We start from the raw sequence: 25,838 nt of genomic DNA on the forward strand, positions 1-25,838 counted from the left end.
TAATAGACTTTTGGAGCACTCTCTTTTTATGCCTGTTTACTTGTTTGTTTAGATGTTTCCACTCGTTCATTCCCCATAAAAAAGATGACCACTGCAGAGATAACAATAGGAATGAGAGCATATGTGAAAACGGTTGTAATGGATTCTGACATAGAGGTCGTCAACCCGTTAAGGATATCCTCAGGAATCTTTGATCGTTCTTCCGCTTGAAAAACTTTTTGTGGATCGATGTCACCTAAAGCCCCACCTTGTCCTTTAAGGTTTTCACTTAGTCTTTCATAAAAGAAACGGTTCTGTAAGGCACCGAAAATGGTAACACCCAGTGTCATACCTAGTGAACGAAGAAAAGCATTTGTTGAGTTGGCAGATCCTCGGAAACGAAACTCCATGTTATTGATTGTGGCAGCTGGCAGCAGTGAGAAGGAGAATCCCATACCGAAGCCTACTGTAATCATAAACAGGGTCAGCATCATGCGTGACGTTTCAGGCGTCATCCCACTCAGCATAAACATCCCTGTGAAATAAGCGATAACGGAAACGATCATCAAATTACGGAACGTGGTTTTTGTTTGAAAAATACCGCCTACCATGCTCCCTGCAACTGATCCAAGCATCATTGGAGTCAATACCATCCCCGCACTTGTAGCGGAACCTCCATAAACGGCCTGGACGAAAATCGGAATAAAAACTGCCAGAATGATAAACGTGCTTCCATATAGAAAGCCAAGAATTTGTGAGGTTGCAAAAAGGCGTTTTTTAAACATCCAGAATGAAATAATGGGTTCAGACGCTTTTTGCTCTACTGCAAAGAAAACGATAAAAAAGACAGTAAACGTCGTAAACAATGCAACGATCGGCGTGGAATCCCACGCATATGTTTTTCCACCCAGCTCAAGGGCGAACATTAAACTCACAACAGCTACGACTAAAGTGGCTGCACCCCACCAGTCGATTTTTTGTTCCCTTGGCTCAAGCGATTCTTTGTAATATCGGAAAATGAAATAGAAGGAAGCTGCTCCAATGGGTACGTTTATATAAAACACCCAGTGCCAGCTGATAGCATCTGTAATGAAAGCTCCAAGCAACGGACCTAGCACACTCGATGTTCCAAAAACAGCTCCAAGGAGTCCTGTCATCTTTCCACGTTTCTCAGGCGGAAAAATATCAAATACAATCGTGAACGCGATCGGTAAAAGCGCTCCTCCACCTATTCCCTGAATCGCACGAAAAGCAATGAGCTGTTCCATCGTTTGTGCCAGTCCACAAAGTGCTGAACCAAAAAGGAATACAACAAGCCCAAAGATAAAGAAACGCTTTCTTCCATACATGTCAGAAAGTTTGCCGTAGATCGGCATCCCCGCCATAACAGCGACCATGTATGAACCTGTGACCCAAACAAATTTATCGAATCCACCAAGATCGGCAACGATGGTCCCCATCGCTGTTGCAACAATGGTATTATCCATAGCAGCCATTAAAATACCAAGCAATAAGCCAGCTACAACTAATTTAAGATTACTCTCCTTATGTACCAATCTAGCCATCTCCTAACCTGTAAACCCATATCAAGTATACTTAATAAAATTAAGTATACTTGATTAATGGGGGACTGTCCCCCAACAATTTATTTCCCATTTTAATTTTCAGATTTTGCATAGGGTGTTTTCTTCTTTTACTATACTAAATTTAAATCCTTTCTCTTTTCGCTCCTATCCATTAGCCATTATTTCCTAAACTTCGTAAATATAAAAAGAAGACAGCACTTCAATGAGCGCTGTCTACCTTTAAACAAGAAGTGTGACGTGAAACATTCTTTCCTTTACACTAGAAACAAGTGAAGAAAAGGAGAAAATCAGATGACTCAACATGTTTTTCATTTACAAGCACATTGGCCAGGCGGACGAAATGATACGGGAACATTAGAGACGAAAAACCTAAAAACATCCATTTCTATTCCACCTGAGATGGATGGACCAGGCGTTGGGACAAACCCTGATGAGATGCTGCTCGGTGCAGCGGCGACTTGCTACATTATTACATTGGCTGCGATGATGGAAAGAAGCAAAATAGAAAAGCTTGATTTAACGATGGAATCAGAGGGTTATGTTGAGGTTATCAATGAAATTATTACGTATAAGAGAATTGTTCATAAACCAGTTGTTACATTAAAAAAAGAAACATCTAAAAAAATTTCGACAATGCTCCAAAAACTTGCGATAAAAGCTGAAAATTCGTGTATGATTTCGCGGGCATTGCAAGGTAATGTCGACGTGGAAGCTATTTTGACGATAACATATCATTTGGATGACGGTTATTAGGACTTAGGTTACCTGTACTTTCCAAACTTATTATGATAGCATAAAAGTTAAGAAAGTAAAATATTTCATTATTTGGGTTCCTAGCGAGATCCCCCATAATAGAAAGGGGATGATGTATCATGAACCAACAAGATGTGAAAGCTATACTTTTAAATTTACAAAGCAAACAGTATATCGAATCTGATATCACTCACACTTTTAGCGAAAACAACGCAGCCGTTTTTTCAGTAAAGTACATGAAAAACCTAAAAACATTTGAGGTCATCCGGATTGAAACAAATTCCCTAGAAACGTTTCATGACGTCGATTCTGCTGTTGATTGCATCAGTGCTATGATTTATAAATAGAAAAAGTTTTAACTCTTATTATAAGAGGTTCTCATTAAATGAGCAGCCTCTTTTTTGTTTATTTTTTTCTGTAAAGAACCCAGTCATTATCATGAATTACATTGAACTCGGGTTGTGTGTTTGTCATTACATAAACCATACCTTCGTGCTCCCCGTTATTTGTTTCCACTTTTACTAATACCCTCTCATACAGATTATCTTTGGCTTTTTATTGAAAACCTTCCAATCTGTCCAGCTTTTTAAGCTGATCAGAAGTTACCTTATATAGATCACCTTTTACTGGCAGAGCTCCTTTTTCCAACAGCAACGCAGGATAGCCCCACCTTGTGTCAAAAAGTTGTCCTTGAATCCAACAATTTTCCTCCAAACACACAGCCTGATGTAACAAATGGTGATGTTGTTCGCCCTTCCTGAGCGTTCCATAGACAAAAATAAGGTGATTACTCATGCGGTACCTCCTTTATTGCTAGATGAATACCTATTGCATGTAGAGAGAAAATTTATGAGCCCTAAACGAACATTTATGAGCCTTCAAATTTGTTTATGAACCCTAACTAAAAATTTATGATCCTTCAAAATAATTTATAGGCTTTTCGACAAAGCTCCTGCACCAAATCAACAAAAAAATAATCAAAAACTCACCCTTTTGGCATAAGTCTTTGATTATGTTTTTTGTTTTTTCAATTTTCGGGTCCCAATTATCAACAAGATCAATAATAGAACGATACCAAATGTAAAATCATAATAGGGCCATTGTTCTACAAATACTGTCCCTAAATACAGACTGTTATCTGTAATGATTAAGGATAGGGAGAGAGTAATGATACTCATGGGAACAACAAGAAATTTATAGTCTTTAAACTTAAACAATTGGGTTGTCCCTAAACAAGATGCATAAAAATAGAGAATCATCTTAAAGAAGATTGTAATGAACCAGATACCCGCAAGGAGGGCTTCTACCCTTTCAATAATGTCACCTGCTGTGATTTTGGTGGCTAATTTATATCCAGAATACGTTTGATTTGACGTCATTTCAGAGCCCAATACAAGAATGGACAACAGGGTAAATACAACCAGCACAAGTCCACCAAGTCCCGCTCCAATAAACAAACTTCTTTGGATCTCATGTTTGTTTTTCACAAATGGCAAGTACATCAGGATCATAAAAGTTTCTATAAAAGGGTAAGAAGTAAACGGTATTGCTCCCCTTAAAATGGGTTTAATTCCACCTTCAAAGACTGGTTTTACATGTTCTGGATCGATTTGAGGTACTAATAACGCTAGTAAGAAAGTAAACAATAACACAAGCCAAGGGAAAAATATCTCTACACTTCTTGCGATTGATTCTAATCCCATTCTTACAGCGTAGCCCACAACTACGATCATTAATATCATAATAGCGGTAATAGGCGTCTCGACCATAATTTGAGAAGTCATGAAATCTCCAATTTCTCTTAACAATGCGCCAATTGAAATCATTCCATAAAAGATAACGAGTAATGCTACGATTGAGCCAATCCATTTGCCCAATAAAGTGAGGATGTTTTCTATCAAAGTATGTTCTGGATACATTCTTCCAACTCTGTGGTAGAGAAAGACAATAGCCGCTCCAAAAAAAAGGCTAAGGATTCCTGATATCCAAGCATCTTGTTTAGCTTCACCTGCTACAATTGTGGGAAGAATGAGGACAGAATCACCCATTGTAAAAATTAAAAATAAAATACTCAACTGTCGAGAAGAAATCTGCCCGTTATCTAGCATTCGCTTTCCCTCCTTACGTTAAAAATCCATAAACCACTTCACTGATCGGTGTATAAATGTACTCCATCGCTTTTAAAGGATTTGGTATCGCAACGCCCATAAGGTTTGCCGTTAAAAGTCCTGACCCAAGCAGAACAAAGCCGATATAAAACATGCGCTCTCTCTTAAATTCTTTCTTTTTCAGTTGAGGAATTTCAATGAGAGAAATTATTAGGAGACAGCTAACGATGTAAAAGAATTTCAACATGAGTTATTCTTCCAACTCCTTCAATAACGATTGATTCACTTTACCGAATACCCGGATTTTTGTTTCAACTTTTATGTCTACCTCTAATGATGTAAATTCTTGATCCCAGTTTTTCTTTAATGCTGCCCATTCTTTAGGATTAGACTTATGAATAGTAGAACCGAAGCCAAAGACATCCGTTTTTTCCTTTTGAGCTTTTTTTATCGCTTTGTCCATCAATGCTATTATCTTTTTTGCGCTTTCCTTTTCAATTTGTTTAATCGTAGTTTGTTTTGAAATGTCCCAATCACATTCCACATCGGCAATGTTCTGATCTAGTTTTAAAGAAATAGAAATCTTAGGTTTGTGGTTTACGACATTTCCTTTGATTTTAGCCTCTGTACGGATCACTTCCATCGTAATGTTCCCGCCACCTGGACATTCCAAAAATCCAACCGTACTCTTTACATTACCTAAGATGTAATTGTAACCTTTACTTTCATCCACATTTAACCAGCCTACTAGCTTATCTTTTTTAAATAAAGCGATATCTGAAGCAACCAATCGGGCATCTGGATAGATTTTTGATACACTTGATGAATTTTTACCACTCTCTTTGTTACCATGTACTTGAATCCCTCCTAAAACAGGATTCTTGCCTTCTACTAGTAAATCTTCAATAAATTCATCAATATCAATTGCTACGGTAGGTGCCCATGCTTTTTCTGAAACTTCTAGCGTCTGAAAAACATGGTTTGCCGGTATTTTTTCAACAGGCGTAAAAATTTGCAATATATCTTTAGCCTTTTTTGTTTTCGAAACGACCATAAAAAAGTCGGAACGAAATTCCTGGTCTCTCCAAATCATATCAAGCGTTTTTCCCACACCTTCTTTTGCGATCTCCTTACTAAAGATGAGTAACCTTAGGTGACCAAAGTACGTTTTTCTCGAAGAGGTTTTAATGATTTTACGAATGGCTTCAAACAGCGTTTTACCTGATGCAGAGTAAACGGAAACCGGTGTATGTAATGCCCCACCGTTTTGTTGATTAGAGATCTGACTGGGATTTACCACTTGAACAGAAACATGATATCCCTTTTTCGATTTGTCCACTGCCATTGCTACAGCAAGAGACATCTCATTTAGTTCTCTTCGATTCCAACAACCTGATAAAACGGAGAGCAATAAAGCGGAAATTACAAACAATGTAACAAACCTTTTCATGATATCACCCTAATGCTTTTGAGACTTTTTATTATCAACACGTGTTGTGTTGTGTTGAGCGATTAAGCTCGGACGGTTAAGTAATCCCCACTGAGGCAAGCGAAAAATGGTATCTTTTTGATCTTTTAAAACAAAAGGTCCGAATGGCGTCATGTAAGGAACACCGAACGATTTTAAACTGCTCAAATGAAGAACGAGGGCAAAAATTCCTACTGTAATCCCAAGTAATCCGAAAGAAGCAGCTAACATCATAAAAATAAATCTCAAAATTCTAAGGGAGATGGCCATATTATAAGAAGGAATAACAAAGCTTGCGATTGCGGTTATGGAAACGACGATTACCATTGATGGGGAAACAATTCCTGCCATAATAGCAGCTTCTCCAATAACGAGGGCTCCTACGATAGAGACCGCCTGTCCAACGGTTCTTGGCATACGAACACCCGCCTCTCTTAATATTTCAAATGCGACCTCCATCATTAATGCTTCAATAAGAGCTGGAAATGGAATACCCTCCCGTTGCGCAGCGAGGCTGATAAGAAGAGAGGTTGGCAGCATTTCCATGTGATAGGTCGTTATCCCAATATATAAGGCTGGACCAAACAAAGCGATAATAAAGCAAAACAAGCGAAGCATCCGAAGCAGTGACGAGATATCAGCACGTTGATAATAATCTTCTGACACCTGATAAAACTGAATAAATAATGCAGGCACCAAAAGAACAAAAGGAGTTCCATCTACAAATATCGCAATTCGTCCTTCTAGCAATCCTCCGGCAATCACGTCTGCCCTTTCCGTACTAAATACAGTTGGAAATGGTGAATACGTTGTATCCTGAATGAACTCTTCAATATTGCCACTTTCTAATATTCCATCTACATCAATTTTATCTAACCGTTCTCGTACTTCCTTAAGTGCCTTTTCATTTGCGATGCCTTTCAGGTACATGATGGCTACATCCGTATGTGTAATACGGCCAACCTGAGTAGATTCCACTATTAATGATGAATCTTTAATCCGTTTTCTTATTTGGGTGATACTCGTTTCAATATTTTCTGTAAACGCTTCTCTCGGACCACGCACGACCGTTTGGGATTCTGGCTCATCGATGTTTCTACCTTTCCATCCTTTCGTATGTACAGCAAACCCTTTAGAATGACCGTCTAAGAAAAAAAGGGTATTTCCAGAAAGTAATTGAGTTTTCACCTCTGTTACATCACTTACTTCAACTACTTGCGAAACGGTAAGGATTCGATTTATGAGAAAATCTACTACTTGTTCAGCGGATTGGTCATTCCCTTTCTCGGCAAATGTACGTTCATGGTCCATTAACATGGAGTTTAAAACGGATTCTTGAACAGCTGTGTCCACTAATCCTTCTATATAAATAATGGCTAAGTTCACTTTTTCATAAAAATGCAGATGAGTGTTACGTATGATTAAATCGCTAGTTTGTCCAAAAACCTCTTTAATCGTGGAAATGTTTATCGTTAGCTCTCTAGAAAGCAGGTCAGCGTTTGAACGATTTTGTTGTTCTTTAGTAAACGTATTGTTTTTCTTAAAAAAGCTCATACTACTCACCCTATCCTTCCTTTTCTCATTCCTTAATGTCTCCGGGTAGAAGGGTATATATGTATTGGAAATAAAAAGTCTGTCCCACAAAAAAACACTTTCAGCACTAAGCTAAAAGTGTTCGATCTACTTATTTTCTTGTTAAAATCGTCCGCTGCATCGGGACTCCACCTATAGGTACAGTACGTTCTATAAACACATATGGCTTTCCATTTACAAAAATATCTCGATCTCCTTTGTAAACCGCCTGCTTCCCTTCTCTTTCTAATTCGGCGACAATCGCATCTCCGTGTGTTTTTAAATCATAATAACGATCATCCAAAGTCAGGGTAATGTTTCCTTTCTTATAACCCATCAGCCAGTTAAAAAAGAGCAAAGAGAGAAGGAATGTTATAAGAATATAGATGAACATCATTTTGTTAATCACCCTTTTTTAAAAAAAATTTCATTTCACATCAATAACATGTTCGTTCTTCTTATTACGGCTTCCCCTCGATGCGTCAATGAATAACACAAGTGCGGTTACGATGTGCATGAGCATTCCAAGGATCGGCACATAGCCCACTACTGAAGTAATCAACCCTAATATACTTCCATGAAATCTTTCTTTTTGAACGATACAAATGATGAGTGTTACTAAATGAAGAAAGAACATGACTTGAAGCGGTGCCCAGGCCGAAGCTAAAATAATGGAACCTCCTAAGAAAGGAATTCCTAAAAATGCTTCAATTCCACCTGTCACCATTTTCAAGAGTCTCGACACATTCATGAGACAACCTCCTCGATTAATTTCTATCCTATTTTACGGACGAATAAAGAAAAAGTTTCCTTTTTTGTGAGTTTTGAAGTAAGAGTAAAAGTAAATGCCCCTATCCCTGTTCCTGTCGTATTAAGAATGAGATCATCCACATCAAACGAACGATAGCCCATAAATAATTGACAAGTTTCCACCATCAATGAAACAACAAAGCCTATTCCGACAGCTCTCCAACCCGTTATAGTATGAAATCGAAAAAGCAAAGCAAATCCAAGTGGAATAAACAAAATGATGTTTCCACCTATATTACGTAAAGGAACCATATAATAAAAGTGATTGAGAGAACCCCGGATACTATCCAATGGAACCACATTATGTTTGACTACCATTTCGAATCCTGCATAAGGATTGAAAAAAGGAAAAGGGAATACCGTTAGAAGATAAATGAATGCAAGTGATAATGAAATTGTTAGCACCTTTAATTCTCTTTTTACTGAAAATCTTCTTTTCCATAATAGAATAACACCTCGAAATAGTACCCAGAACAACAAAAACATCAACATCATTTCTTGAAAATCTCTCACTGTTAAAACACAACCTTATTTTTCTTTCATCGTACCAAAAAACCTCCAGAAAATGGAGGTTTTTGTAAATGTATCTATTTTGATTTTTTTGCTGCTTCTATAAAAGTCTTAATAATTTCCATCATATTTTCATTTTCATGTCGCAGCTCTTCAGGATGCCATTGAGTGCCTAATAAAAATGACTCCTCTTGATTTTCTAACTCCAGCGCTTCTATGACACCGTCTTCTGCTCTTGCGGCTATTTTCAATCCCTTTCCAACCTTACCGATCGCTTGATGATGGAAACTGTTCACGTCCACTTTCTTTTCTCCAACAATTTTATAAAGCAGGGTATCCTCATCAATCTCTACCGTGTGTGATGGTTCTGTTCTTGTTGTTGATAACTGAAAGTGGTTGATGCTGTCGTCTAACTCACTTTTTACGTCTTGTACGATTGTCCCTCCAAAGCTCACATTTAATAAATGATAACCCCGGCACATCGCTAAAATTGCTTTGTTTTCTTTTCTTGCTTCTTTGACTAATTGCATCTCAAAATCATCTCGGTGTTTATTTACTTTTTTCGCATTCGGATGAGGCTGTTCTCCATAAGTAATCGAGCTGATGTCTTCCCCTCCTGTAAAGATAAATCCGTCACAAAGCTTCGCATAATGAGCTGCTTCTTCGGGCTTTCCTATTGGAATAACAATAGGAATCCCCCCGCCATCTCTAACGGTTTCAGCAAATTTATTATAAACGACGACAGTTGGTATGGATTGTGTCTCGTTTTCTATCGTATTAATGGTCATAATTGTACTTGTAAGTCCAATCAAAGGTTTATTTTCCATTTTGTATACTTCCTCTCGTTTGAACGGCTTCCTCATATTTATCCCAATCTGATGTTTTCTAAACCCTAGGTACTTAATATCCAAATATAGGTAGTTTTCTCCCCCTCCATTTCGTACACTATGAATATAACGTTTTACTTGGAAGTGGGGTTTTACAATGAAGCTTTGTCCACACTGCCGGTCAGATTTGATCGAACGTAATAACTTTTATTGGGTAAAGATTCCGATTGCCATTATTTTATTGTTTATTCCGTTTGGCTTTTTTATTTGTTGGGTGCCATTCGTTATATCAGGTGACTACGAATGTAAAAATTGCAGAAGAAGTTTTACAAATGCAAAAGAGGTTGACTGGAGAGAATTCGAGAAAATGAAGCAAAGTTAAAAAGGAGATAAGGTAAGGTCAAAAAAAAAATAAAGACATCGCATGATATAAACATGCGATGTCCTTGTTTTTTATTCATTATGAGAGAAACCGGTAAAACTTAACCGGTTGTTCAGTAGCCCTCCATTATTGCAGGGGGCTTTGTGGTCTATTGGCCGAATATTTAAGTTCAATGTCACCGTTTTCTTTAACACTTTTGACAATATAGGTTTTCTCAATGCCTTGTTCGGTATTGTGAAAAGTTATTCTATCGCCCTCTTCAAATTGAGAAGTACCTGTGTCCCAAATTTTTTCATCATCATGTTTCCTCATTACCCCATCACCCCTTGTTCCGAATAATCAGCCGATTTAAATATGCAAGACAACAATCATTTCCCTGTTGAAAGAAAAAATAATCACTAAAATGAAGAATTAAGTCTTATGATGCATATTTTGCTCCTCGTTATTGAGAATCCAGTGTATATTCTCCATCGAACACTGGGGATAAAGTCCGGCTCAATATCGGATTAGGTATGTCGAAGTATTAAAAATCGAAACTCTCTCACCAACCGGTTTTGACAAGAATTTATGGACACCTTTACCGTGACATAAAAAATTATGCGAATGATGTAAAATATAGGCGCCTTGACTCATTATTCGACTCAAATGACGATTTCCCTTTATTTTAATTAAATTCGTTAAATAATTAGTTTGTAAATTTTTTAAACAGACAGTAATTCTAATTCTTGGGCAACGAATTCCATAATTTGCGAAATGGTTTCAGGTGAAAAATCAAACGTGATTCCAGCTGCCTTGTATACTTCAGGAAGTGATTTGGAACTTCCAAGCTGCAACGCCTTTCTGTAATTTTCGATCGTCTCAATAGGATTTTCTTTATACAACTTATACATTTGAAGTGCACCTAGTTGAGCAATTGCATATTCAATAAAGTAATATGGAAGCTCGAAAATATGTAGAATATACATCCACTCTTTTTCCTTCAAGTCCTCAAAACCATCCCATTGAACAATCGTTGCATTGTATCTGTCCTTTAACTCCCCAAACTTTTTATTGCGTTCTTCCCACGAATGGTTCGGGTTTTGATAAAGCCAATGCTGGAACTGATCAACAACCATAAAAAACGGCAGTCCCATAACAGCCTGTTTCAATTGGTCTTTTTTTGCACGATTCAGCTCTTCTTCACTTTTGTAGAATGCATCCCATCGATCCATCGTAAAGAATTCCATACTCATGCTTGCCAATTCTGCGGACTCCATGGGAATCTGTTTATACGTATATAATTCTTGATCTCTCTTCATCAAATCATGAATGGCATGACCCATTTCATGCATAAACGTTAGAAGATCTCCTTGTGTGTTGTTCATATTCATAAAAATAAAAGAAAGTCCCGTCTCAGGTAAAGGTTCACAAAAACCACCTTGTGTTTTCCCTTTGCGGCTTGTTAAATCCAGCAGTCCTTTTACATTCATTTCATGTACGAGTGTCCCAAAACCTGGATGTATCTCCCCTAAGACAGCAGCGGATTTGTTTACTAATTCTTCTGCTGATTCAACGGGCTTCAAAGGTTTCTTGCCAAGAGGTTCTCCCCTCATGTCCCATGGTTTGTATACTTCAACCTGTAATTCCTTCTTATGCTCTTTCTCTAATTGGAGAGCGAGTGGCATCACATGTTCACGAATCGATTCTGCTAGCTGTGTGCAATCTTCAGGAGTATAATCAAAGCGGTTGTACTTATTGAACATATAATCAGCAAAACTGCTTAAACCTGTATTTTCTGCTTTTTTTACCCGAAGCCGAATGAGTTCATCCATTAGTTTTTGAAGCGTTACTTCCTCTTTCAGGATAGGAGCATATATGGCCTCCATCGCCTTTTTACGTATATCACGATCTGGATTCTGAAAATGCTCGAAAAGGTCACTAACCGTAACTTCTTCACCCTCCCAAATCGCTGTCATACTGCCGGTCGTTTCGAAGTATTGATTTACGATCCTGTCTTCTTCCTTTTCAATCTCTATATTGGCTTCTTGAAAAAGAGCAAATTGCGTTCTCAGCTTCTTCTTAAATTCCCCGTACTCTTCATCAGACAGAGTGGCTAAGAAAGGAGATTCAAGAACCTTTTCATCCAATAAAGATTGATACTTCTTAAAAAGAGGCTTTATGTGCTCCTGATCAAACTCATAACGTTGTTTGTTTTCCTCACTATCACTTTGGCATTGAAAAGCAATATAATGCTTTAACAGATTTTCTTCAACTTTTTCATACCATTTCTTTTGCTCTGCTAAGAAAGTCTTTAACTCTTTTTCAGAACCTATCTTTTGGTCAAGTAGATGATCGAATTCCTGTTTTAAAAGCTCCACTTGCTGCTCACTCAAGGTAATCCCTCCCAAATCATTCTATCTTTCACTCTATCACAAAACAGAGTATCATTTGTAATAGATTACCATGTTACTTACTTACTATGAATGTCTGACCGTAACAAAAAAGCTAACTCATTCTAGGGCGGTTTTCCCTCCATTGAGTTAGCTCTCTTCATTTCTATACGGACGTTCTTGAATATGCATCCTTTTTCTTCATTGCATTCATAAACAAATCTTTAACCATGATATCTTTACCAATCTCTATCAACCTGTTTCCCTCGACACTTGGATACCCGCAAACTTCTTCGTAGAGAAGAGGAGTTCCCGTGCCTACCGTATAAACTTTTGTGTCCTCTACCTTCTCACCATTTACACGTATATCAGTTGCACTTCCATTTCCTTCTGTCCAACTTACTCCTGAAAATTCTAGTTTTCCAATGGGGATACCATGTGGCCGGAATCCACTACCATATACACGTTTAGATGTAATGGTTTCGTCATACGTTTCGCCAATGAGGCCTGTAAGCTGTTTACCCGTTACCTCCATCAATACAGGTGTGTGCATGCTTTTACAAACATCCAGCACGCCGCCTTTTGTAATATCTCCCCGTTTTAACCCTTCTGTTACTCCTCCACCATACATGATCCCGATATCAGAACCCCAGAACTCTTTTAAACTATGAGCTGTCATTTTAACAAGTTCTTCATGTGAGAGGTCATGTTTGGAATGATAAATTACCTCTGATAAAAATTGAACAGCCTGTTGCCTTCCTTTTTCCACTACTGCTTCTAACTGTGGGTCAACTTCATCATCCAATGTTATTTTGGTAAGATTTCCATGATGACTCACTACTTTCTTTTTCTCACTGTCCACTGTAATTCTTAACTCACCCACATATTGTCCGTAGCAACCTGCTTGTACGATGATTACATCTGAAACAACTTCTGGTTTTTCAATAACGGTATGTGTATGAGCGCCAACAATTACGTCTACTATTCCTGACAATTCTTTTGCCAGTTTCCGGTCTACATCGTACCCCATATGAGAAAGAAAGATTATCACATGTGCGCCATCTTCTTTTAATTTTTTTACCGTTGATTTTATCGTATTCAGCGTATGTCGATTTCGAAAGCCGTGTTTCTGCTCATACACATCTTCAAATTGATCTGTTGCACCAAACATACCAATTTTAAGTGACTTTCCAACCTCAAGAAGCAAAGACTCTTTCATACCACCGATCGTTGAGCCGTCCTCTTCTTCCAAGTTGAGCATGAGCCACGGTACTTTTGAATCTTTGCTTAATTGTCTGATCTTCTCTTTCGATGTGCGCAACAGTTCATTATTTCCGACTGACATCGCATCATATCCAGCTGCAAAGAGCATATCCAGATGAATATACCCTTCCGTTGCCAGACATTCACTCATACTCATATCCATATGATCGCCGCCATCAACAACGATAACTTTTTCATTTTGGCGTTCTAGTTCTTGTTTTCTCTTTTTTATAAATGCAGACTGCCTTAGCGCAAGATCATAATGTCCATGCAAGTCGTTCGTGTGAAGAATCGTAAGTGTTTCTTTCATCATAACCCCCCGTTTATTCTTAGCAATTACAGATCATGACCACATTTCCATCAGGATCTTCTACATTGAACCAAGCAACTTCTTTATGCCACTGAATTTCTGACAGTATTTTTATTTTCTTTTCTTTGATATCCTCAAAAGCTGCGTCAATGTCTGGAGCAAATAAATTAAACATAGGCCCTGATCCTGGTGCTCGGTGAAAGGAGGGGTCAAATGTATGATCGTCAAGTGATAAACCAGTTTGTCCTGTAACTGGAATGTTATGAACGGGAGACTCGACAGCATCAAGATTAATGGTTATTCCTAAAACGGCAGCATACCATTCTACCGATTTCTTTAGATCAGAAACATGCACAAATACGTTATTGATGTGACTTTGAATAGGGGCAATGCTCGTTACTTTATCATTCATTTGATTTCCTCCTCATGATTTGAATTATTTATGAAGCATTTTCTTACTTCAATAAAAGAGCTTTTATGTTTTGTACTCCTTGTTCAACTTCTTTGAGTGGATTTCCTTGAAAATGTTCTTGTTCTATCACACAATAATCCACTTGTTGCTCATCAGCCAATTGAATGAATCCTTTCAAGTCCAAAATGCCTTTTCCTGCAATCGTACTTGTTTTTTCATTCCCTTTTTTAACCATGTCTTTTAGATGGAAAGATACACATCGGCGGTTGTACGTTCTGAGAAGTTCTTCAGGTTCAAACCCGGCGAATTTTGCCCAATATGTATCCAGTTCCATTTTTACAAGCTCAGGATCGGTTTCACGATAAACCACATCAAACGGCATCTCACCATCCATTTCATAAAACTCAAAATCGTGATTATGATAAGCCACACGTATCCCATATTCCTTTGCTCTTAATCCTGCTTCGTTTAACGTTTCTGCTACTCTTTTGTAATCATCGATCGACTTGCGCTGTTCTTCTGTTAAATAAGGCATAATCATTAAATCATTCCCTAACAAAAGCTGATCTTCCATCTGACGTTTGTAAGCCTCTCCTGAAAAACGGTCGAGTGGAATGTGTGCGCCAGCCACTGTCAAACCAGTTGAATCAAGAACTTCCTTCACTTCTTTTGCTGCTATTCCAAAAAGACCAGCAAACTGGACACTGTCGTAGCCCATGGATTTTACAGTCTCAAGTGTCCCAAGCAAATCTTTTTCTGCTTCAGATTGAATGGAGTATAGTTGTAGTCCAATTTTACGCATTGTTGTTGTCTCCTTTTATGTGGTTTTATAAAATTTTGTTCATCGAGATCGCTGCAGGGAAGTAACCCAGTTTTTTATAAAGTTCAAGAGCGTTCTCATTGCTGCCAAATACATTTAGACCAAGTGAAGCAACATTTACCTTTTTTGCTTCTTCTTCAAAAAACGTTAATGCGACTTTTGCGATGCCTTGCCTTCTGAATTTCTCGAGAATAAAAATATGATACAAATATGCTTTGTTTTCTTTAGCATCTACGTGATACCAGAGATAACCTGCTATTTCATTCTTCTTCTTTACATGATAAAAATAATGCCCTTCTGTTTGCACACCATCTGGAAGCAGCTTTTCCATCTGTTGTTCTGCATCTTCTGTCGCTGTTTCTAAAGAGATGAGAAAGTGTGTGGCGATGTCCTGCGCATAATCCGGCAGCATAAATTCCATATAGTCTTGATAGGCTTTCTCGTTCATTCTCTCAAACGTTATCATGATTGTGAACTCCTTATTTCATTAAATATTGTATGATCTCAGGCATTCTTTCCCGCCATGATGATTCATGATGTTTTCCACCACTTACAACTTCAAAACGCAAATCAAATTCTTTTTTCTTTAATTTTTCATAAACACTTTCCAATGATTTGATTTGACGGTCTGACCCCTCTTTTGATGAGTCCTCTTCTGTTCCTATATCCATATAAAACTTTTTGATTCCAGTCATATCACTCTGTTCTATAAAACTCTCAATCTCTTCTTGGTTAAACCAATAAGATGGCGAAAGACTGGCCACTTTTCCAAAAATGTTGGGATAGCGACAGGCTGCATATGTAGAGATCAATCCGCCCATGGAGCTTCCTGCCAACAACGTTTGATCAGGCATTGTCCGATACTTTTCCTCAATTAATGGCTTCACGGTATGAATAAGGAACGCCATATACGCGTCTCCTTTTCCGCCAAATTCCTCATCTACCTTAAGAAGTTCAGGTCCGACTTCCGTGTTCACCCAAGGACCATACTCATTTAATCGTTCATTTCCTTCATGGTTACAATCGATGCCAACAATAATTAATGGTGTTTGACTTTCTCGTAAAAAGTCAGCCAAACCCCAAGAGGCGCCATAGCTAGCATCTTCATCTCGAAATAGATTTTGTCCATCATGCATGTATAAAACGGGATAACTTTCTTTGGACGCTTCATACCCTTCAGGTAAACAAACGCGGATCATTCTTTCCTCCCAGCCGAATTGTTCAATTTGAATCTTGAATTCTTGTAACATTTTAGTCTCCTAACATCGTTTCTTGTAAACCATTATATATCATAATAATCTTTATATAGTAAAATAATGGGTTGAAAATAAAATGGAGGTCCAAATGAAAACGTATCTTAAAGGTGCTCCCATGTCTTACCTTCTTTTTTCTTTTACCTTATTTCTTTTTTCAGTAACAAGTAGCGATGATTTGGGTTTTTACATTCATAATCATCTATGCTTTTCCTATCGTTTACACAGTTTGTTTGGCAACTGAAGGGATCATTGCTTTTAGTCAACTAAGATGGGCTGACCGGACGTTTGAATGGGTCATTGTCCCTGCAGCACTTCTAGTTAGTACTCGTTTTTGGAATGCGCCCCCTCTATATGTTTCCATTTTCGCTGGTGCTTTTGGCTACTTCATTGGTCGCAGGCTCCCTGACAATTCAATTGTTTTTGCAATCACGCTCTTACCCTTTCTTATCTTACTTTTTCTTTTCAAGATTTCTTAAAAGCGCTAAAATTTGTATACACTCGTTTATTTCTTGGAACGGTTTCGTTTTCCCTCCACGTAATTTATCTTCAAGGATTCGGATAATGAACATTTTGTTCTATAGGGATTTCTTTAGGTAACTGAGTTGAAGCATTGGGAACCTTTCGTGGTTCAACATTAATGACATCAGAAGAGTATAGTTTCACAATCATACTTCCCCCATATCTTTTCGCTCTGATTAAAATGGGCTGATTATACTCATTCTGAAATTGAAAATCAGGTCCATACCAGCTAACGGTTGCATCGCGTCCAGGTGGAACGTACGGAACACGTTTACTGTGAGAATAACGCTGAACGATTCGCAATCCCGCTCGGTCAACAGCATTGAATAAGGTTGAAGATACCTGACAAATGCCACCGCCAATTCCTTCGGATAACTCTCCTCTTACAATGATAGGTGCTTGTAAATACCCTTTATGGAGTGTTCTCTTACCGACGACTTTGTTAAATGAGAACGTTTCGTTCGGGAAAACAACATGGCTATCAAGGGCTTTTGCGGCAATTTCAATATTGTTAGAACGGCTTTTATTATTCGGATTAAAGAACGTTACATATTGACCAATCTGCTGGGTGCTGATATTGGCAAGTAACTCAGCATCCACTCTCGGATGTAATTTCAATAGAGGTACGTCTATTTCTGATGAACCTGTTTTAAAGAAATATGTATAAAATTTTTCTTGAAACGCATTTCTGTTTAGTCTATAACCTACTTTTCCCTGTGTAATGCTTCCGCCATCAGCAATTTTAGCGTTAATGGGTGCTTTGAAAGTTTTTTGTTCAAGGTTTTTTATAAACTGAAGATACTTTTCCTCGTCTACCAAAGGAATCCCTGGAAACGGCACGGTAAAGTAGGCCCGATCCACAATAGCGAGCGTCTTCCCTTGCTGGTTTACTGTTAAGGTATTCGGTAGATCAACAGGTTGGGCAAAAAGCAACAATCCAGCAAGCCAAGTTAATATCATCTATAAAAACCTCCATATATCTCCCGATTACACTAAACCATAAAGAAGCTCTAGCGTTTTTTACTTTTTCCTAATCTGACATTTTTATTACGATTTCTATAAAAAAACACTTGAATCGAAGTGATCCAAGCGCTTTTTTAACCTATTTATTTCGTATCGAGCGGCTTTAGTTTCGCTTCGATCTCGTTTCGCTCATGTTCTAAAAATGGCGGCAATGCAAGAGATTCTCCTAAGTGATCTAGCTCTTCGTCTGTATCAAATCCTGGTCCATCTGTTGCTAATTCAAAAAGAATACGGTTCGGTTCGCGAAAATAAAGAGACTTAAAATAAAAGCGGTCCACAAATCCTGAGTTTGGAAACCTAGATGTTTTGACTTTTTCAATCCACTCACGAAGTTCATCCTCATTATCCACCCGGAATGCGACATGGTGGACTCCTCCGCGACCGAGTCGTTCTTGCGGTAGATCTGACCGTTCTTCAACGTGAATTTCTGCCCCTGATCCGCCATCGCCTGTTTCAAGAACAAGAATTTCAGGCTGTCCTTCAACTTCAGCAGAATACGTTCCTTTTTTCCGAAAGCCTAAAAGCTCTGTTAACACTTCAACAGTACGTTCAGCTGCCGGGACGGTTAATCGAACAGGTCCAAGACCAACTATGGCTACTTCCTCTGGAGTTGTGCTCTTATGCCAAGGCTTTCCGCCAGCTACACCTTGATTGTTTTCATCTGATACAAGAATAAGCCGCTGCCCTTCTAAGTCACGAAAAGCAAGGGTGAGACGTCCTGCACGATTCTTCATTTCTTCCTTTTCAATTCCATTGTCTTGCAAACGCTTTTCCCAATAATAAAGAGCAGCATCATTTTTTACACGCAGTGAAATGGCGGAAATACTGTTATTGCCATCATGATTACGACCAACCATCGGGATCTCAAAAAACGTGAGCTCTGTTCCAGGGTTCCCTTTTTCATCTCCGTAAAACAAATGATAAACGCTAGTGTCATCTTGGTTTACCGTCTTTTTAATAAGGCGAAGTCCCATCACTTCTGTATAAAACGTAAAATTCTCAGGAGCATTAGCCGTCAGGGCCGAAACGTGGTGAATCCCCTTCAGTTCCATCATGTCTACCTTCTTTCCAGCCTTTTCGTCCATTATCTACTTTTGCGCAGAAAATGCCCAGTGAAACGGTCCGGTGTTCTTCCAGCTTATATGTTTAAAACCGACGTGACGGAGCATCTCGTCCAATGTTTGAACAAGTGGATAGTTCTCCGTCGAATCCCAATAGTGTCCAATCTGTTTACGTGCGTTGTTCATTGCCGATTGGGAAGCAAACATAATATCTAAAACGAGAAATTTTCCGTCTGGTTTTAATAAAGTATACATCTTCTCACACGCAGTTTGTCGTTCATCTGGCAAGACTTCATGAAAACAAAAACTTGAAGCAATCACATCAAAAGACTCGATTTTATCCTTTAAACCCGGCTCTGTAAACGTTCCTTGATGCAGTATGTAAGTCGGGTAACGTTTTTTACACTCTTTAAGCATGTTTTCCGAAAGATCGATACCCCAAACCTCATTTCCTTCATCTGAAAGAGAAGCGGCAAATGCCCCCGTCCCGATTCCTACATCTAAGAGTGTGCTACCCTTACTAAGCTGAATCATCTTGCATGCTTCTTCTAAGCTGTGTTTATAACCAAATAGTGGTCCTGCAGCATTTTGTAAATCCTCTGTATATGTTTTCGCCCAATCATCAAATAAGTTTTGTGTTGCATCTTTTGTTCGTAACATAATTCCTCCTATAATGGATTAACTTCTAGGGGCAAAGAGCATGATTAAAACACCTATCATACAAATACCTGCACCAATCCAGTCATACAAATCCGGTGTTTTCCGGTCAATAAACCATCCCCATAAAACAGCCAGCACAATAAAAACGCCCCCATACGCAGCGTACACTCTTCCAAATGACGGAAAGTTTTGGAAGGTGGGAATCACACCATATAAGATTAAGATGATGCTTCCTGCCAATCCATATGTAAATGGCTTTGATTCACGCAGCCATAACCATACTAGATAGCCGCCGCCGATTTCAGCAAGGCCCGCAATAACAAATAAAAAAATGGCTGTCAGCACGTATCACGCTCCCCCTTTACATCCATTCTACAGCATGAAAAAAACTCCTTTAGCAAAAGGAGCATTTTTCTTCTTATCGAACCTCTAAGTAGTGCATGCTAAACCATTTTCTCTCGTCACACCATACTTTTTTAGGCGTAAAGCCACATTCTATGACGATGTCTTGAAACTCTTTAATCGTAAATTTATACGAATTCTCAGTGTGTATAGTCTCACCCTCTTTGAAGGTGATCTCTTCATTCCCTATAGTGATTCTTTGATCTTTTAAACTTACAAGATGCATCTCGATCCTGCCTTTTTCTCCATGATAAAACGCATGGTGACTGAAATGTTCCAGTTGGAAGTTTGCGAGCAGCTCACGGTTTAACCGGTTTAACAAATTCAGATTAAACTTTCTCGTGATTCCTTTTTTATCGTTATAAGCTGCGTTTAAAACGGCATGGTCTTTCTTCATGTCTACCCCAATCAGCAATCCCCCGCCTTGTTTTAAAAACAGAGCCGTTTTCTTCAAAAATTGCATCATCTCTCTGCGCTCAAAATTGCCAATCGTCGATCCAGGAAAAAACACTACTTTTCGTTTTGATTGCAGTGATGGCATTTCAAATTTTTCCGTATAATCTGCTGAAACGGCATGAACTTGTAAGTTAGGATATTCCATTGAAAGAGCACACGCAGACTGATATAAAAAATCCTTTGAAATGTCTAAAGCGATATATTCTTTTAAATCTGTCATAGCTCCAAGAAGTGTCCTTACCTTTTCACTGCTGCCACTCCCGAACTCAATGAGTGCACTATCTGCTCCAACCGCTTTCGCCATATCGCGTTTATACTTGTTTAAAATGACCATTTCGGTTCGGGTTGGATAATACTCAGGGAGCATCGTAATCTCTTCGAACAGCTCTGAGCCTTTTTTGTCATAAAAATATTTAGGCGACACTTTCTTAGGTGAGGATTTTAACCCTTGGATTACCTCGCTATACATGTCGGTTTCGGCTTTATTACCTACGTGATAATGCACGTTATGTTTTACCGTTTTCATGATAAGTCCTCCGCTAAGCGCAAACCACTGAACTGCCAGCGTTTATCTGCTGGGAAAAAATTGCGGTACGTAGAACGAATGTGTGATTTTGAAGTCGCGCACGAACCACCTCGTAACACGATTTGATTACACATGAACTTCGCGTTGTATTCACCAAGTGCACCCTCCAGTGGTTTGCTTTTCGGATACGATGTGTACGGGCTACTCGTCCATTCCCAAACATCCCCATAAGCCTTCTTAAAAGCTGAGGAAGAAAGGGATTCGTCAACAACCGGATGGTAATCTTCACTTTCTACAAAGTTTCCATCTCGTGCTACAGACGACATCGCATGTTCCCACTCTGCTTCTGTAGGCAGTCTTTTTCCGCTCCACCTCGCAAAGGCATCAGCTTCATAAAAGCTGACATGGCAGACTGGCTCATCAAGGTTCAGCTTTTTTTCACCTCTTAACGTAAACGTGTACCATCCGTCTTCTGTTTTTCGCCAATAAAGGGGATGTTTCCATTTCTCTTTTTTTACGGTTGCCCATCCATCAGAAAGCCAATGTTCTGGCTGATCATATCCACCTGCTTCAATAAACGCGATATATTCACCATTCGTTACAGGATGAGATGCCAGCTTATAAGGCTCAAGCCACACTTTGTGGCGAGGACGTTCATTATCAAATGAGAAACCAACTCCTGTAAATCCGATCTCGACCAGTCCGCCTTCCCTATTTACAAATGTCGTTTCTGACTTTGTATTTGAATCGTTATCACTTTTTTCTTCCGCAAATTTAGGAAGCAGTGGATTGCAGGAGAAGTTATATTTCACATCGGTTAAAAGAAGTTCTTGATGCTGTTGTTCGTGCTGAAGACCAATCTCGATCAAATCATGAATCTGTTGCGGAAGCTCATCATCATAATCTTCTAGCAGCTGTAATATTCCATCATCTACGTGTCTTCTATATTTATACACATCATTCATTGATGGCCGTGACAGCACACCTCTAGAGTGACGGGGGTGATAGGAACCGATTGTTTCGTAGTATGAGTTGAACAAATAATCAAACTGATCGTTGTAAGGCGTATAGGAAGGGTTTTTCTCTTTTAAAATAAACCGCTCAAAAAACCATGTCGTGTGGGCTAAATGCCATTTAGGAGGACTAACATCAGGCATTGCCTGAATGATCGTATCTTCATTTTGGAGTTTGGATGCCAGTTTTTCTGATAATGACCTGATCCGCTGGAATTGTTCGCTTAACCGTTCTACTGCTACATGTTCAATCGCCATAAAAATCCTCCCTTTTCTAGCTTCAGTTTTTCACAACATTTCCTTCTGTTGGAATAGGATGCTCTTTTAAAAGTTTGGCAAAATGAATCAGGTTGTACGTCATAATCTGATTGTGCTGCATCGTAAATTCATTTTGTTTTCCATCGGCTTCAATAAATGAAGGTCCTGGCCCTGCTTCACCAACCCAATATGTATCTACATTTGGCGGAATTGTGAATCCAATGTGAGATAAACCGTATAGAATGGAAGCACTTGCATGTTTTGCTCCATCTTCATTCCCGGTCACAACAACACCTGCCACCTTGTTATAGAATATATATTGGCCTTTATCGTTCGTCATGCCACTTGCTCCATAAAGTCGTTCAATCGCCTGGGTTGCGAGACTGCTTTTTTCCCCTAGCCATAGTGGTGTTCCGATGATCAGAATGTCGGCCTCTTTCACTTTTTCAAAAATCTGAGGCCACTCATCACCTTTTCCTTCGTCTGCTGTTACACCGTATGCGATATTATAATCTCTAAGTCTCACAATCTCCGTTTCTATCTTGTTTTTATTAAAGATGGAAACTGCTTCATTCATCAAACTTTCCGTGTTAGAAACCTCATCCCCGCTTTTAAGAGATGCATTAAGTAAAAGGGCTTTAATAGTCAAAATAGACCTCCATTTATCAATTTCATATTAAGGTATAAATAACCGAAAATAAGGAAGTTAAAACAAACTATAGGAATCTTTAACAAGAACTTCATAATCCGAATTGGAACTTTCTTTCGGAACAACGTAAAAGAGTTCCTCCTGATGTGCACTCTCTGAATGTGGGGATCCAAGACAATGGCTGTCCCGTATTCCACTCAAGATTTTAGAGAAGCAAACACAAAAGTAAAATAAAAAATAGCAGCCAGCAGCTGCTATTTTAGAGTTTGTATTAACTATTCTTTTAAAAATTTTGAATCGAAAATAAACGGTCCAAACGGAATCACTGACGATAGCATCGCCAGAAATGCACGCATGAACGGCCACTTTTTCACATTCCACACGTAAAGGATTGCTAGAATGTATAAGACGAATAATAGACCATGAAGAGCTCCAACGATTGAAACCGCCATAGGCTGATCAAAAAAGTACTTTAAAGGCATAGCGATTAAAAGAAGAATAAGAAACGACCAGCCCTCTAAGAAGCCGACGGTTTTTAATGTTTTTATTGGGTTCATATCAGATAAATACCTCCATATTACAATTCTTATCTATAGTTTTAACACAAATGATATGGAAGTAGACTTGTCATCCCTTACTTTTGTGTGAACAAATGGTAAAAATAATAGTTGGGGTCAGTCCCCCAACTATTATTTCCCCTCTATGTTTTTGGGATTTTGTAGAGGGGGTTTACTGAAGTTCAACCCACTTTAAGAGTTGATTTATTTTTTCGCCTCTTTTTTCATGTCTTCGATAATCTGTTTATAAGGAGTATTTTCCACTCCGTCGTATCTTGATACTACTTTTCCGTTCTTATCTACTAAGAAAAATGCCGTCGCATGAATGAATTGGTCTGAATTTGGATCAGCGGTAATTGGTGTTTTAAAGGATTCCTTTGCAAATTTTTCAATCTCGTCTTGCTCGTAACCTCCTACAAAGTGCCAGTTTGAAAAATCAGCATCATAATTTTCACCGAACTTTGTTAAGGCTTTTGCGTTATCTCGCTTTGGATCGATTGAGAATGAAACAAAATCTACTTCTACTCCTTCTTCCTTAGCCATTTGCTGAAGTTTCGCCATATGAGCGGTCATCGGGGGACAAACCGTTTCACAATTTGTAAAGATAAAATTAGCCATCCATACCTTATTCGTTAAATCAGTCGATCCGAATGACTCGTTATTCTGGTCTTTAAATGTGAACGACTGAACGTCCCAGTCTAATGACTGAGACGCTTCTTCTTTACTGCTATCCTGTTGTTTATGATTTTCATGTTCGTCGTGTGATTTGGAACCACATGCAGAAAGTACGAGAGTTAAACATAATACGACTATCATTTTTTTCATGACATTCACCTCTTTACATTCTTTGAAGCTTTTTACGATAACCATTGCTGTAAAGGTTTTATCCTCGGTATTACAAAACGATCTAAAATAAACACAATAATAAAAGATAGACCTGCAAGCGGCATGACAATACCGGTTATAATCATAATACCAATCAGGAATGGCTTAAGCTTTTTATCTGATTTTTTTGGAACTCCAAGTTTGCCTGAGGGTTTTCTCTTTTTCCACATGATTAACGAAAAGATAACAATTGCGACAAGACCAAGGGCAGCAATCGTTCCTAAAATCTGATTGGCTAGTCCAAAATAATGCCCTTCATGCAAGGCAATCCCAATGGAAACAGCTTTCGCCATCCATCCATAATCGCTAAATCGTACATCTTCTACAATCTCACCGGAATATTGATCAAAATAAACGGTTGCTTCATTTTCAGGTTTGTCTCTTGATGACGCTACCGTATAAACACCGTCTTTTCCTTCAGGAGGAGAAATCGTGTACGGCTTTTGTATCTTATTTTCTTGAGCCAAGTAAGTAATCTGATCAAGGTTCAGATTACCTGATCCATCTCCTGAAGTTGGCGCAGGAACATTTTCAGTCGCCCACGGAACATCATCAGCGATCTGTTCTGTTGTTACATCCGATTTTGGAGCCATAAAGGCATATGTCGGATAACCCGTATTGGTTTTCGTCGCTATGCTGTTGATACCTTCTCCCATAACCCCTGACCACGGTAACCCGGTCACAATTAGTATAAGGATCATCAGTGACAGCCAAAACGCTGATACCGCATGAAGATCACGCCATAATACTCTTCCCTTTGATTTCAATCGCGGAAGAATCGTACCCATAAAAGAAGCCCGATTTCTTGGCCACCATATGTAAAGGCCAGTTGCCAAAATAATAATCGTCCAACACGCTGCCAATTCTACTATTCTATTAACGAAAGTACCTCCAACAATCCATTCGCTATGCAGACTGGCAACGACGTTCTTAAAATGCTTCTCATTAAGAATCGTACCCGTGATGTTACCGTTATAAGGGTTTACATACACTTGAGTCACGACATCGTTTTCAATTACTTTTATTAATGTTGCTCTATTGTTCTCTTTCGGAACTCGTATCGAGCCGATCTCTGCGTCTGGATACTTTGTCTGTACTGCATTGACTTGTTCAGATACGGGAATTGTTTTATTCCCTTCGTTAACGATAAGTTTGTCTTTATAGATCATCGTTTCAATTTCAGATTGATATAAATAAAGGGCACCGCTTATCGCTAACATGATCAAAAACGGTGCAAAAATGATACCGCCATAAAAATGCCAGCGCCAAAAGGTTTGGTATAAATTATTAGACTTCTTTTCCGGTTCTGCTTGCTTGTCCGATAATTGCCTCGCTGATGCTTCCATAATAGCCTCCCTAAATTATTCTCCATAGAACGAGTATAATCAAAGAACCATTAACGGA

The 25,838-nt window shown here is 38.7% G+C and carries 30 protein-coding genes; 3 read left to right on the forward strand and 27 right to left on the reverse strand.

Features of this window, described 5'->3' with window-relative positions:
• Positions 1 to 26: 26 nt before the first annotated feature.
• Positions 27 to 1,475: an MDR family MFS transporter gene (locus KUV80_RS13575; RefSeq protein WP_425308985.1), complete on the reverse strand. Its 1,449-nt coding sequence runs from the start codon at positions 1,473 to 1,475 to the stop codon at positions 27 to 29.
• 381 nt (positions 1,476 to 1,856) lie between these two features.
• Between KUV80_RS13575 and KUV80_RS13580 the strand changes: the two genes are divergently transcribed.
• Positions 1,857 to 2,318 (forward strand): OsmC family protein, encoded by a 462-nt coding sequence (locus KUV80_RS13580; RefSeq protein WP_222463286.1) that lies wholly within the window; start codon positions 1,857 to 1,859, stop codon positions 2,316 to 2,318.
• A gap of 119 nt (positions 2,319 to 2,437) precedes the next feature.
• Positions 2,438 to 2,665, forward strand: coding sequence for a hypothetical protein (locus tag KUV80_RS13585; RefSeq protein WP_222463287.1), 228 nt, complete (start codon positions 2,438 to 2,440; stop codon positions 2,663 to 2,665).
• A 208-nt stretch (positions 2,666 to 2,873) separates the two neighbouring features.
• On the opposite strand, the gene KUV80_RS13590 is transcribed toward KUV80_RS13585, so the two are convergent.
• The 9 genes from KUV80_RS13590 to KUV80_RS13630 form a co-directional block, all read right to left on the reverse strand.
• Complete coding sequence (locus tag KUV80_RS13590; protein ID WP_222463288.1) at positions 2,874 to 3,113, reverse strand: gamma-glutamylcyclotransferase family protein; 240 nt, start codon at positions 3,111 to 3,113, stop codon at positions 2,874 to 2,876.
• 215 nt (positions 3,114 to 3,328) lie between these two features.
• The gene (locus KUV80_RS13595; RefSeq protein WP_222463289.1) at positions 3,329 to 4,426 is read right to left on the reverse strand and encodes a GerAB/ArcD/ProY family transporter; all 1,098 of its coding nucleotides are present in this window, start codon (positions 4,424 to 4,426) and stop codon (positions 3,329 to 3,331) included.
• Between the two features lie 13 nt (positions 4,427 to 4,439).
• Positions 4,440 to 4,673 carry a hypothetical protein gene (locus KUV80_RS13600; protein ID WP_222463290.1) on the reverse strand — a complete coding sequence of 78 codons (234 nt, stop codon included), beginning with the start codon at positions 4,671 to 4,673 and terminating at the stop codon, positions 4,440 to 4,442.
• A 3-nt stretch (positions 4,674 to 4,676) separates the two neighbouring features.
• A complete protein-coding gene (locus tag KUV80_RS13605) occupies positions 4,677 to 5,876 on the reverse strand; it encodes a Ger(x)C family spore germination protein (protein ID WP_222463291.1) in 1,200 nt (399 codons plus the stop codon).
• Positions 5,877 to 5,885: 9 nt separating this feature from the next.
• A complete protein-coding gene (locus tag KUV80_RS13610) occupies positions 5,886 to 7,448 on the reverse strand; it encodes a spore germination protein (RefSeq protein ID WP_222463292.1) in 1,563 nt (520 codons plus the stop codon).
• A 130-nt stretch (positions 7,449 to 7,578) separates the two neighbouring features.
• A complete protein-coding gene (locus KUV80_RS13615) occupies positions 7,579 to 7,863 on the reverse strand; it encodes a hypothetical protein (protein WP_222463293.1) in 285 nt (94 codons plus the stop codon).
• A 30-nt stretch (positions 7,864 to 7,893) separates the two neighbouring features.
• Positions 7,894 to 8,217, reverse strand: coding sequence for a hypothetical protein (locus tag KUV80_RS13620; protein ID WP_222463294.1), 324 nt, complete (start codon positions 8,215 to 8,217; stop codon positions 7,894 to 7,896).
• Positions 8,218 to 8,240: 23 nt separating this feature from the next.
• The gene (locus KUV80_RS13625) at positions 8,241 to 8,681 is read right to left on the reverse strand and encodes a VanZ family protein (RefSeq protein WP_222463295.1); all 441 of its coding nucleotides are present in this window, start codon (positions 8,679 to 8,681) and stop codon (positions 8,241 to 8,243) included.
• A gap of 182 nt (positions 8,682 to 8,863) precedes the next feature.
• Positions 8,864 to 9,613 (reverse strand): gamma-glutamyl-gamma-aminobutyrate hydrolase family protein, encoded by a 750-nt coding sequence (locus KUV80_RS13630; protein WP_222463296.1) that lies wholly within the window; start codon positions 9,611 to 9,613, stop codon positions 8,864 to 8,866.
• Between the two features lie 157 nt (positions 9,614 to 9,770).
• Between KUV80_RS13630 and KUV80_RS13635 the strand changes: the two genes are divergently transcribed.
• The gene (locus KUV80_RS13635; RefSeq protein WP_222463297.1) at positions 9,771 to 9,995 is read left to right on the forward strand and encodes a hypothetical protein; all 225 of its coding nucleotides are present in this window, start codon (positions 9,771 to 9,773) and stop codon (positions 9,993 to 9,995) included.
• A gap of 126 nt (positions 9,996 to 10,121) precedes the next feature.
• Here the strand turns inward: KUV80_RS13635 and KUV80_RS13640 are convergent, their stop codons facing one another.
• From KUV80_RS13640 to KUV80_RS13720, 17 genes are all read right to left on the reverse strand, one after another.
• Entirely contained in the window at positions 10,122 to 10,307 is a 186-nt protein-coding gene (locus tag KUV80_RS13640; RefSeq protein ID WP_222463298.1) for a hypothetical protein, read from the reverse strand.
• Positions 10,308 to 10,696: 389 nt separating this feature from the next.
• Positions 10,697 to 12,367 (reverse strand): M3 family oligoendopeptidase, encoded by a 1,671-nt coding sequence (locus tag KUV80_RS13645; protein WP_246625222.1) that lies wholly within the window; start codon positions 12,365 to 12,367, stop codon positions 10,697 to 10,699.
• Positions 12,368 to 12,530: 163 nt separating this feature from the next.
• A complete protein-coding gene (locus tag KUV80_RS13650) occupies positions 12,531 to 13,937 on the reverse strand; it encodes a bifunctional metallophosphatase/5'-nucleotidase (protein ID WP_222463300.1) in 1,407 nt (468 codons plus the stop codon).
• A gap of 19 nt (positions 13,938 to 13,956) precedes the next feature.
• The gene (locus tag KUV80_RS13655; RefSeq protein ID WP_222463301.1) at positions 13,957 to 14,349 is read right to left on the reverse strand and encodes a VOC family protein; all 393 of its coding nucleotides are present in this window, start codon (positions 14,347 to 14,349) and stop codon (positions 13,957 to 13,959) included.
• 43 nt (positions 14,350 to 14,392) lie between these two features.
• Complete coding sequence (locus tag KUV80_RS13660) at positions 14,393 to 15,151, reverse strand: sugar phosphate isomerase/epimerase family protein (protein WP_222463302.1); 759 nt, start codon at positions 15,149 to 15,151, stop codon at positions 14,393 to 14,395.
• Positions 15,152 to 15,176: 25 nt separating this feature from the next.
• Entirely contained in the window at positions 15,177 to 15,635 is a 459-nt protein-coding gene (locus KUV80_RS13665) for a GNAT family N-acetyltransferase (protein ID WP_222463303.1), read from the reverse strand.
• 13 nt (positions 15,636 to 15,648) lie between these two features.
• Positions 15,649 to 16,419 carry an alpha/beta hydrolase gene (locus tag KUV80_RS13670; RefSeq protein ID WP_222463304.1) on the reverse strand — a complete coding sequence of 257 codons (771 nt, stop codon included), beginning with the start codon at positions 16,417 to 16,419 and terminating at the stop codon, positions 15,649 to 15,651.
• 552 nt (positions 16,420 to 16,971) lie between these two features.
• Positions 16,972 to 17,904 (reverse strand): VanW family protein, encoded by a 933-nt coding sequence (locus KUV80_RS13675; protein ID WP_222463305.1) that lies wholly within the window; start codon positions 17,902 to 17,904, stop codon positions 16,972 to 16,974.
• Between the two features lie 146 nt (positions 17,905 to 18,050).
• Entirely contained in the window at positions 18,051 to 19,019 is a 969-nt protein-coding gene (locus tag KUV80_RS13680; RefSeq protein ID WP_222463662.1) for a ring-cleaving dioxygenase, read from the reverse strand.
• Positions 19,020 to 19,055: 36 nt separating this feature from the next.
• Positions 19,056 to 19,688, reverse strand: a complete 633-nt coding sequence (locus KUV80_RS13685; protein WP_222463306.1) for a class I SAM-dependent methyltransferase — start codon at positions 19,686 to 19,688, stop codon at positions 19,056 to 19,058.
• Positions 19,689 to 19,706: 18 nt separating this feature from the next.
• Complete coding sequence (locus tag KUV80_RS13690; protein WP_222463307.1) at positions 19,707 to 20,033, reverse strand: YnfA family protein; 327 nt, start codon at positions 20,031 to 20,033, stop codon at positions 19,707 to 19,709.
• Between the two features lie 73 nt (positions 20,034 to 20,106).
• Positions 20,107 to 21,072, reverse strand: a complete 966-nt coding sequence (egtD, locus tag KUV80_RS13695; protein ID WP_222463308.1) for an L-histidine N(alpha)-methyltransferase — start codon at positions 21,070 to 21,072, stop codon at positions 20,107 to 20,109.
• Positions 21,069 to 22,343 carry an ergothioneine biosynthesis protein EgtB gene (egtB, locus tag KUV80_RS13700; RefSeq protein WP_222463309.1) on the reverse strand — a complete coding sequence of 425 codons (1,275 nt, stop codon included), beginning with the start codon at positions 22,341 to 22,343 and terminating at the stop codon, positions 21,069 to 21,071. Before egtB ends, egtD begins: the two co-directional genes overlap by 4 nt.
• Positions 22,344 to 22,365: 22 nt before the next feature.
• Positions 22,366 to 22,992 carry a flavodoxin family protein gene (locus KUV80_RS13705; RefSeq protein ID WP_246625223.1) on the reverse strand — a complete coding sequence of 209 codons (627 nt, stop codon included), beginning with the start codon at positions 22,990 to 22,992 and terminating at the stop codon, positions 22,366 to 22,368.
• A 275-nt stretch (positions 22,993 to 23,267) separates the two neighbouring features.
• Complete coding sequence (locus tag KUV80_RS13710) at positions 23,268 to 23,549, reverse strand: DUF3817 domain-containing protein (protein WP_222463310.1); 282 nt, start codon at positions 23,547 to 23,549, stop codon at positions 23,268 to 23,270.
• A 204-nt stretch (positions 23,550 to 23,753) separates the two neighbouring features.
• Positions 23,754 to 24,374, reverse strand: a complete 621-nt coding sequence (locus KUV80_RS13715; protein ID WP_222463311.1) for an SCO family protein — start codon at positions 24,372 to 24,374, stop codon at positions 23,754 to 23,756.
• A 32-nt stretch (positions 24,375 to 24,406) separates the two neighbouring features.
• Positions 24,407 to 25,780, reverse strand: a complete 1,374-nt coding sequence (locus tag KUV80_RS13720; protein ID WP_222463312.1) for a PepSY-associated TM helix domain-containing protein — start codon at positions 25,778 to 25,780, stop codon at positions 24,407 to 24,409.
• Positions 25,781 to 25,838 lie beyond the last annotated feature (58 nt).

Source organism: Fictibacillus nanhaiensis, from assembly GCF_019801215.1.
GTDB lineage: Bacteria > Bacillota > Bacilli > Bacillales > Fictibacillaceae > Fictibacillus > Fictibacillus nanhaiensis_C.